Here is a 392-nt window from a genome sequence, read left to right on the forward strand (position 1 = left end):
TGGCATTTGTAGTATAAATCACTTTTCTGACCGTTGCTGAAAATTTGAAAATTGGAGAGATCGCATCCCAGTTATCTTTCCAGCGTTTCATGGAATTCGGATATTTCGGTGCCCATTTTTCTGTCACACGGTCTAAGGCTGCCAGGGCCTTCTTTTCGTCAGACGCCTGATAAATGGTCTTCAGGTCCGTGGCAAATGCTTTTCTGTCCTTATCAGGGACATATTTTAGAGTATTTCTTACCTGATGCACGATACAGCGCTGATATTCGGTTTTGGGGAAAGCTGCAGCAATAGCTTCTTTGATACCGGTTAAGCCATCCGCACAGATAACCAGTACATCTTTTACGCCCCGGTTTTTTAGCTCATTCATAACAGAAAGCCAATATTTTGCA

The 392-nt window shown here is 42.9% G+C and carries 1 protein-coding gene; it reads right to left on the reverse strand.

Features of this window, described 5'->3' with window-relative positions:
• A partial coding sequence (locus GPK88_RS18725; protein ID WP_215708139.1) for an IS256 family transposase occupies nt 1–392 on the reverse strand: 392 nt, incomplete at both ends.

The organism is Blautia sp. MCC269 (genome assembly GCF_018785655.1).
Lineage (GTDB): Bacteria > Bacillota > Clostridia > Lachnospirales > Lachnospiraceae > Blautia_A.